This window comes from Alcanivorax sp. HI0007 (assembly GCF_001635525.1).
Taxonomy (GTDB): Bacteria; Pseudomonadota; Gammaproteobacteria; order Pseudomonadales; family Alcanivoracaceae; genus Alcanivorax.
In genome coordinates this window covers 1-7,899 of sequence record NZ_LWEJ01000283.1, presented here as the reverse complement: position 1 = coordinate 7,899, position 7,899 = coordinate 1, and the positions used below count along the sequence as shown (strand labels likewise).

Here is a 7,899-nt window from a genome sequence, read left to right as displayed (position 1 = left end):
GCCGCTGGTGCAGGGCACCGCGCAGGCGGTGTCGCTGGAAGAGGCGAGGGCGTTCATGGCGTCGTTGCAGGGCAGCGGGGTGATGATCAAGGCCCTCAGCGGTGGCGGCGGGCGAGGTATGCGAGCGGTCACTGATTCGGCAGCGCTCGACGCGGCTTATGCCCGTTGTCAGTCGGAAGCCAAGGCTGCCTTTGGTAACGACGCCGTTTACGTGGAGCAATTGGTCGACGCTGCCCGGCATATCGAAGTGCAGGTATTGGGCGACGGCAGCGGGGCGGTGAGCCATTTGTGGGAGCGGGACTGCACCCTGCAGCGCCGTCATCAAAAGCTGGTGGAATTCGCGCCGGCGCCGGGTCTGGACCCGGCCCTGCGTGATCGCATTATCGACAGTGCCCTGACCTTGGCGGCAGAAGTGAACTATCAGGGCATCGGCACCTTCGAGTTTCTGGTGGAGCCGGATCAGGACCGTTTCTATTTCATGGAAGCCAACCCCCGGGTGCAGGTGGAGCACACGGTGACCGAACAGGTCACCGGGGTGGATCTGTTGCAGAGTCAGATCTGGCTGGCGGCGGGGGCGAGTCTCGCCGACCTGAACCTGGAAACCGCCCCGGCCTGTGAGGGCATGGCGGTACAGCTGCGTCTCAATCTGGAAACCCTCAAGGCCGATGGCAGTACCGCGCCGGCGGCGGGCACCCTCACTGCCTATGAGCCGGCCAGCGGCCCGGGCATCCGCGTGGACGGTTATGGCTACGCCGGTTACCCGGTAAGCCCGGCCTACGATTCCCTGCTGGCCAAGCTGATCGTCACCGGCACGGATTACGGGTCGGTATTGCAGCGGGCCCGTCGCGCCCTGACGCAGACCCGTATCGAGGGGGTACCAAACAACCGGGGTTTGCTACAGGCACTGCTGGGCAGTGACCACGTGGCAGCCAACACGGTCACCACCGGGTATGTAGAAAGCCATCTCGACACCTTGCTGGCGGCCATACCGGCGGTGCCGGCAGGGGATCGTCCTGCCATGGCCAGCGCCCCTCAGAGTGAAGCGTCGGAGACCCCCGCCGGCTGCGAGGCGCTGCTGAGCCCCACCACCGGGGTGCTGGTGTCCCTGCTTGTCCAGGAAGGAGATACCGTGCAGGTGGGACAGGTGGTGGCGGTGCTGGAGGCCATGAAGATGGAATTCGAAGTGCGCGCCAGCACGGCTGGCAGCGTGCACAGCCTGGCCGCCGGGGAGGGCGATGCCCTGAACGAATCCGCGCCGCTGCTGTTTGTGGAACCCGGTGAGGTGGCGGGCGATGCCATCGCCACGGAAGAAAGCGTGGACCTGGACCATATCCGCAAGGACCTGGCGGAGGTGCTGGATCGCCACCAGGCCATCAGCGACGAAGGCCGACCCCAGGCGGTGGCAAAACGCCACGGCAAGGGCAAGCGCACCGCCCGGGAAAATCTTGACGATCTGCTCGACGCGGGCAGCTTCCAGGAATATGGCGCCATGGCCCTGGCCGCCCAGCGCCGCCGTCGCAGTGCCGAGGAACTGCAGGCCATGAGCCCGGCGGACGGATTGATTGGTGGTACCGGCACGGTCAACGCGGATCAGGTGGGCGAGCAGAGCGCGCGGGTGATGGCCATGAGCTACGACTACACCGTGTTCGCTGGTACCCAGGGAATGATGAACCACAAGAAGACCGATCGCCTGCTGCAGCTGGCCGGCCAATGGAAGATGCCACTGGTGCTGTTTGCGGAAGGGGGCGGCGGTCGTCCGGGGGATACCGATTTTGTCGGCGTGGCGGGGCTGGATTGCCATACCTTTGCTGCCATGGCGAAATTGTCCGGCCAGGTGCCACTGGTGGGCATCGGTTCGGGTCGCTGCTTTGCCGGTAACGCCGCCTTGCTGGGTTGCTGCGATGTGATCATTGCCACAGAAGATGCCTCCATTGGTATGGCCGGGCCGGCCATGATCGAAGGCGGTGGTCTGGGGCGCTTTACGCCGGAAGAGGTGGGGCCGGTCAGTGTGCAGGCGGCCAACGGGGTGGTGGATGTGCGAGTCCGCGATGAAGCCGAGGCGGTGGCCGTGGCCAAACAGTACCTGTCCTATTTCCAGGGCTCGGTGACGGACTGGCAGGCGACGGACCCGCGGGAGCTGCGGCACCGCATTCCGGAAAAACGCACCCGCGTCTATGACATGCGCCGGGTCATCGAGACACTGGCCGATACCGGTTCGGTGCTGGAACTGCGCCGGGCATTTGCCCCCGGCATGATCACCGCCCTGGTGCGCATTGAAGGCAAGCCGTTCGGCCTGATCGCCAACGATCCCCAGCACCTTGGCGGCGCCATCGATGCGGTGGGCGGCGACAAGGCGGCGCGCTTCATGCAGCTGTGCGAAGCGTTCGGGTTGCCCATGGTGTCCCTGTGCGACACCCCCGGTTTCATGGTGGGGCCGGAATCGGAAAAGCAGGGTACCGTGCGCCATGTGTCACGCATGTTCGTCACCGCCGCCAGCCTGACTGTGCCATTCTTCACCCTGGTGCTGCGCAAGGGGTACGGCCTGGGTGCCCAGGCCATGGCGGCGGGCAGTTTCCATTCGCCGCTGTTCACCGCCGCCTGGCCCAGCGCCGAGTTCGGCGCCATGGGGCTGGAAGGGGCGGTGCGATTGGGCTTTGCCAAGGAGTTGGCGGCCCAGCCGACACCGGAGAAACAGCAGCGCCTGTTCGACAAGCTGGTGGCCAAGGCCTACCAGCAGGGCAAGGCCCTGAACATGGCCAGTTTCCTGGAAATCGATGCGGTGATTGATCCCGGGGAAAGTCGCCTGTGGTTGCTGCGCGGGTTGAATGCGTCAGGGTTGAAGACCGGTCGGCACGGTGGTCGACCGTTTGTGGATACCTATTGAAGCGACTTCCACACGCCGCCGGTATTGGCGTCATATGTCAACAAGATGGCGGCCAGAGTCATGTTTAAAGAGACCAGAGCGACTAAAGTCCCGGTGTGATGTAAAAAACGAACAGTGCGCGCAGACCGCCTGGAACCCGGAACGGGTTTGACTCTATAGGGGGGGATACGAGTACGCCTTCATACGGACTAGAAAAAATGAAAATAAAAACCGCTCTTGGCAAGGTGCTGGGTGCCATTCTAATGGCCACATTCATGTCACCCGCTCTCGCAGATGAAGCACTGAAGGGTTATCAGTCGCAGGCTGCCTGGAAAGAGATTCAGACCTTTCTTCCCGAACAATTGCATTTGACCAACACCTTCCAGCCAGAGGAGCGATGGTGGAAGTGGCGTGGCCATAACATTCATATTGATCATTTTGCCAACCAATCTGCACCTGCCCTGGTGATTCTTCTCCATGGCGTGGGCACCAACGGTCGTCAGCTATCAATGATTGCTGGCGGGCCCTTGTACCGTCATGGCTTTGATGTCATGGCCCTGGACTTGCCCGGCTATGGCATGACACAAGTCAATCCGGACGAGACACTGACGTATTCTGTCTGGGTTGAGCTGGTGAGCGATTTTATTGATGCTCAGCATGCGATTTCTGAGCGGCCTGTTTTCCTGTATGGGCTGAGCGCCGGTGGCATGCTGGCCTACCATGCAGCGGCGCTGAATGGGGAAGTGGACGGCATCATTGGCATGACGTTTCTTGATCAGCGCAATGGCATGGTGCGCCGAAAAACGGCCAGAAATACGTTTATCAGCGTGACCGGCTCTCCATTACTCTGGCTGGCCGATAATCCTGTTACCGGGGGTATGAAGCTGCCCCTGAAATGGGTATCCAAGATGAACAAGCTGGTAAACAATGATGAAGCGCTGGCAGTTTTTCTTGACGATGAAACGTCAGCAGGTAACTGGGTCAGTACGCGTTTCTTGCATAGTTATCTGACCTACCAGCCGGCAATTGAGCCCGAAGATTTTCATGTCTGTCCGATTTTGCTGACGCAACCCGCTGAAGATCACTGGACCCCAATTGCGCTGAGCAAACCGTTTCTGGAGAGATTGCCTGAGCATGGATGGTCTTCAGTGATGCTGGACAACGCAGGGCACTATCCGTTGGAGATGCCAGGATTGCAGCAACTCGAAGAGAGTATGGTGAATTTTATCAATCAACAGCTGGCGACCGGACGTCACCCATAGCGGTGTACAGAGTGGGAACGGGGGTGTCTTGAAATCTCCTTCTGAAGCTGCAGGCAATCGCCCGTGGCTTTTCCCCTGTCAGTATTGAACAGCAGGTGAGGCAGGTACCGCGTCTGGCCTGAAATCTCTACACTGTCTGGACATTCACCGCGATCCGGACGGACCCATGACCCACGCTCCTGCCCGCGCCTGGCCGTTGCTGCCGCTGCTGTTTTTCCTGGCGGTGTTTCTTGGTAGCGGGTTGTACTACACCTCCACCGGTACTGACTTCGCGTTCTACCAGATCAAGGCGCCGGTGGTGGCCATGGTGGCCATTGTGTTGTCCATGCTGATGGCGCGGGTGGCCGGCCAGCGGATCAACGCCAGTGTGGATCGGCTGCTGACGGGTATTGGTCACCCCAATCTGCTGCTCATGTGTCTGGTGTTCCTGCTCGCCGGGGCCTTTGCCAGCGTCAGTGACAGTATCGGCAGTGTGGACGCCACCGTGCAGCTGGGGCTGACCATCATCCCTGCCGAATGGGTATTGCCTGCCCTGTTCCTGATTTCTGCCTTTATAGCCACGGCCATGGGCACTTCCATGGGCACCATTGCGGCCACGGCTCCCATTGCCGCCGGTTTTGCCGGGGCCACGGAACTGTCCATGCCGCTGGCACTGGGTGCCGTGGTGGGCGGCGCCATGTTTGGCGACAACCTGTCGATGATTTCCGATACCACCATTGCGTCCACTCGCAGCCAGGGCGTGTCGTTGAAGGACAAGTTCCGCGTCAACATCTGGATTGCCGTGCCGGCGGCGGCGCTGACGGTGCTGTTGCTGATCGTGCTGGGCGGTGGTGAGCACCAAGTGGAAGCGGAGCCCTTCCGGTTTGCGCTGGTGGTGCCCTACCTGTTGGTGTTCGGGTTGGCGCTCTGTGGCCTGAACGTGCTGGCGGTACTGATCGTGGGCATTGTTACCGCCGGGGTTACCGGCATGGTGATGATGCCGGAATACACACTTGCCAGTATGAACGGGGCCATCTACACGGGTTTCGAGGGCATGTTCGAAATCATGCTGTTGTCCATGTTGATCGGTGGGTTGTCCCAGTTGATGACCGACCAGGGCGGGACTCGCTGGGTGATCGAACGGATTCATGGCTGGACCCGCTGGCTCAAGTTGCCGTTGCAACGGGCCGGGGAAGTGGGCATTGCACTGCTGGTGGTGTTCGCCAATATCTTTGTGGCCAATAACACCGTGGCCATTGTGCTCACCGGTGAAATGGCCCGGGATATTGCCAACGATCATGGCGTGGACCTGCGCCGTTCCGCCAGTGTGCTGGATATCTTTTCCTGCGTGGTGCAGGGGCTGATTCCCTATGGCGCCCAGGTGCTTCTGGCCTGTTCCATTGCCGGGCTGTCACCGCTGGCGCTCATCGGCGCCATCCATTACTGCTGGGCACTGGCGGTGGCCGGGGTGATCGCCATTGTCATCAACCGGCCACGGTTGGTGTCACTCAAACAGGGATAGATACTCCCCGTAACCCTGTTCGGCCATCTCGTCCTTGGGCACAAAGCGCATCGCCGCGGAGTTCATGCACCAGCGCTGGCCGGTGGGCGCGGGGCCATCGCTGAACACATGACCCAGGTGGGAGTCCGCGTAGCGGCTGCGCACTTCCGTGCGGGTGGCCCACAGCTTGTTGTCTTCGTGCAGGGTGACGAATTCCTTGTCGATGGGCTTGGTAAAGCTGGGCCAGCCGGTGCCGGACTTGTACTTGTCTGTGGAGGAAAACAACGGCTCGCCGCTGATCACGTCCACATAGATACCCTCGGCCTTGTTGTCGAAGTATTCATTCTGGAAAGCCCGCTCGGTGGCGTCTTCCCGGGTCACCTGGTAGACCAGCTTGGGCAAGGATTTTTTCAGCACCGCATCGCTGGGGCGCTGAAACTGGTCCGGGCCCTGCCAGCGCTGGGTCACCTGGTCGGTGAGCCAGGGGCGATGTTTCGGGTCGTCCCAGTGTTCTTCCAGAAACTGGTCACGGCCGGAGCGATAGCGGTAGTACTTGTACTTGAGGCTGTGGGTCTTGTAGTAATCCTGGTGGTAATCCTCCGCCGGGTAGAAGGCGTTCAGTTCGGTGATTTCGGTGACCACCGGCTTGTCGAAGCGGCCGCTTTCCTCCAGTGCTTTCCGGGAAGCCAGGGCTGCCGTTTTCTCTGCCTCGGTCTGGTAGAAAATGGCGCTGCGATACTGCTGGCCGCGATCCACGAACTGGCCGTTGGGGTCGGTGGGGTCGATATGCTGCCAGAACCAGGTTAGCAGGTTGTCATAGCTCACCACCGCCGGGTCGTAGATCACCTTGACGGTTTCCGTATGGCCGGTGCGGCCATGGGCCACATCCTCGTAGCTGGGATTCTTTTCGTCCCCTCCGGCAAAGCCGCTGATGGCCTCACTGACCCCATCCAGCTCTTCAAAATCCGATTCGGTACACCAGAAACAGCCGCCGGCGAAGTAGGCCTCGGCGGCCAACAGTGGGCTGCTCACGGTGAGAGCAGCCAGAAACAACAAAGTACGCATGATTGATACCTCCTGACGCTTGGATGCCCGACCGGCGGATTTGTTGCAAAACCGGTGATTTCTTACGCGTTGTCGCTGCGAAGGCGGACAGAGCCGGGCCTCTCCTTCCGTCACAGTCTGGGACCGTGAGCGAGAATAAAGGGAGAAGACCGTGACGATACCGGTACGACAAGGCGGTCTGCGGCTTGGCCTGGTGGTGGCTATGTGGTTGCTGGCGGCTGTGGCCCGGGCCGGCGAGCCCCCCTTGCAGCTGGCCAGGGTGTATCAGCCGGGCATGGACCTGCAGGGCTATTGGGTCAGCGAAAAGCTGGACGGGGTGCGCGCCTACTGGGACGGGCAGCAGTTGCTGTCCCGGGGAGGCAATGTGATTGCGGCGCCGGACTGGTTCCTGCGGGATTTCCCGGATCAGCCTCTGGATGGCGAACTGTGGATGGGTCGAGGCCGCTTTGCCCAGGTGTCTGCGGCCATCCGCCGGTTGCAGCCGAAGGCGGAAGAGTGGCGGCAAATCCGTTTTATGCTGTTCGACCTGCCGGCCTCCGGTGTGCCGTTCAGCGAGCGCATTATACGAATGCGTCAGCTGACCAGAGATACCGGATCTTACCATCTGGCCATGGTGGAACAGCGGCCGGCCACGGATCATGAGGCCCTGCTGGCCGATCTGGACCGGGTGCTGGCGGCGGGTGGCGAAGGCTTGATGCTGCACCATGGCGACAGCGTCTATCAAACCGGCCGCACGGCGGCATTGTTGAAGGTAAAAACCTTTCAGGATGCGGAAGCATTGGTGGTGGATTACACCCCGGGAAAAGGCAAATACCAGGGCCAGGTTGGCGCATTGGTGGTGGAAACCGAAGCGGGCCGGCGCTTCAAGCTGGGCAGTGGTCTCAGCGATGCCGAACGGGCGGACCCGCCGCCGCTGGGCAGCACGGTGACCTATAAATTCTACGGTCTCACATCCACGGGTTTGCCCCGCTTTGCCAGCTTTTTGCGAATACGAAACGACGAGCCGGCGGCGCCGACTCGTCAGGTGTTGCAGTCCGATTGATCAGGGCTGCAGGTTCAACTCGTAGATAGCTTCGTTGCCGCTGTCATCCAGCAGGGTGGCCATGAAGCTGCCACTGGCGCCGGCGACCGCGTCGGCCACGAAGTTCTTGGCGCGGTCGGTGTTGGGTACCCGGAAGACGATTTGCAGATCACTGCTATAACCCAGGATCGGTGCGAAGGACCAGTTG

General features: G+C 61.2%; 6 protein-coding genes. 4 read left to right on the top strand and 2 right to left on the bottom strand.

The features are described from left to right. From A3714_RS17200 to A3714_RS17190, 3 genes are all read left to right on the top strand, one after another. On the top strand, positions 1-2,884 hold a 2,884-nt coding region (locus tag A3714_RS17200), incomplete at its 5' end, for a carboxyl transferase domain-containing protein (RefSeq protein WP_063527210.1). 197 nt (positions 2,885-3,081) lie between these two features. Beyond that, on the top strand, positions 3,082-4,125 hold the full coding sequence (locus A3714_RS17195) for an alpha/beta hydrolase (protein WP_197463451.1): 1,044 nt from the start codon (positions 3,082-3,084) through the stop codon (positions 4,123-4,125). Positions 4,126-4,291: 166 nt separating this feature from the next. Beyond that, positions 4,292-5,626 (top strand): Na+/H+ antiporter NhaC family protein, encoded by a 1,335-nt coding sequence (locus A3714_RS17190; protein ID WP_063509866.1) that lies wholly within the window; start codon positions 4,292-4,294, stop codon positions 5,624-5,626. Here A3714_RS17190 and msrB read toward each other — a convergent pair. Then, positions 5,609-6,670 carry a peptide-methionine (R)-S-oxide reductase MsrB gene (gene msrB, locus A3714_RS17185; RefSeq protein ID WP_063509865.1) on the bottom strand — a complete coding sequence of 354 codons (1,062 nt, stop codon included), beginning with the start codon at positions 6,668-6,670 and terminating at the stop codon, positions 5,609-5,611. The genes A3714_RS17190 and msrB overlap by 18 nt on opposite strands. Positions 6,671-6,821: 151 nt before the next feature. Between msrB and A3714_RS17180 the strand changes: the two genes are divergently transcribed. Beyond that, a complete protein-coding gene (locus A3714_RS17180) occupies positions 6,822-7,712 on the top strand; it encodes a DNA ligase (protein ID WP_231866185.1) in 891 nt (296 codons plus the stop codon). On the opposite strand, the gene A3714_RS18160 is transcribed toward A3714_RS17180, so the two are convergent. After that, positions 7,713-7,899: hypothetical protein (locus A3714_RS18160; RefSeq protein ID WP_197463450.1), on the bottom strand; the 187-nt coding region annotated here is incomplete at its 5' end.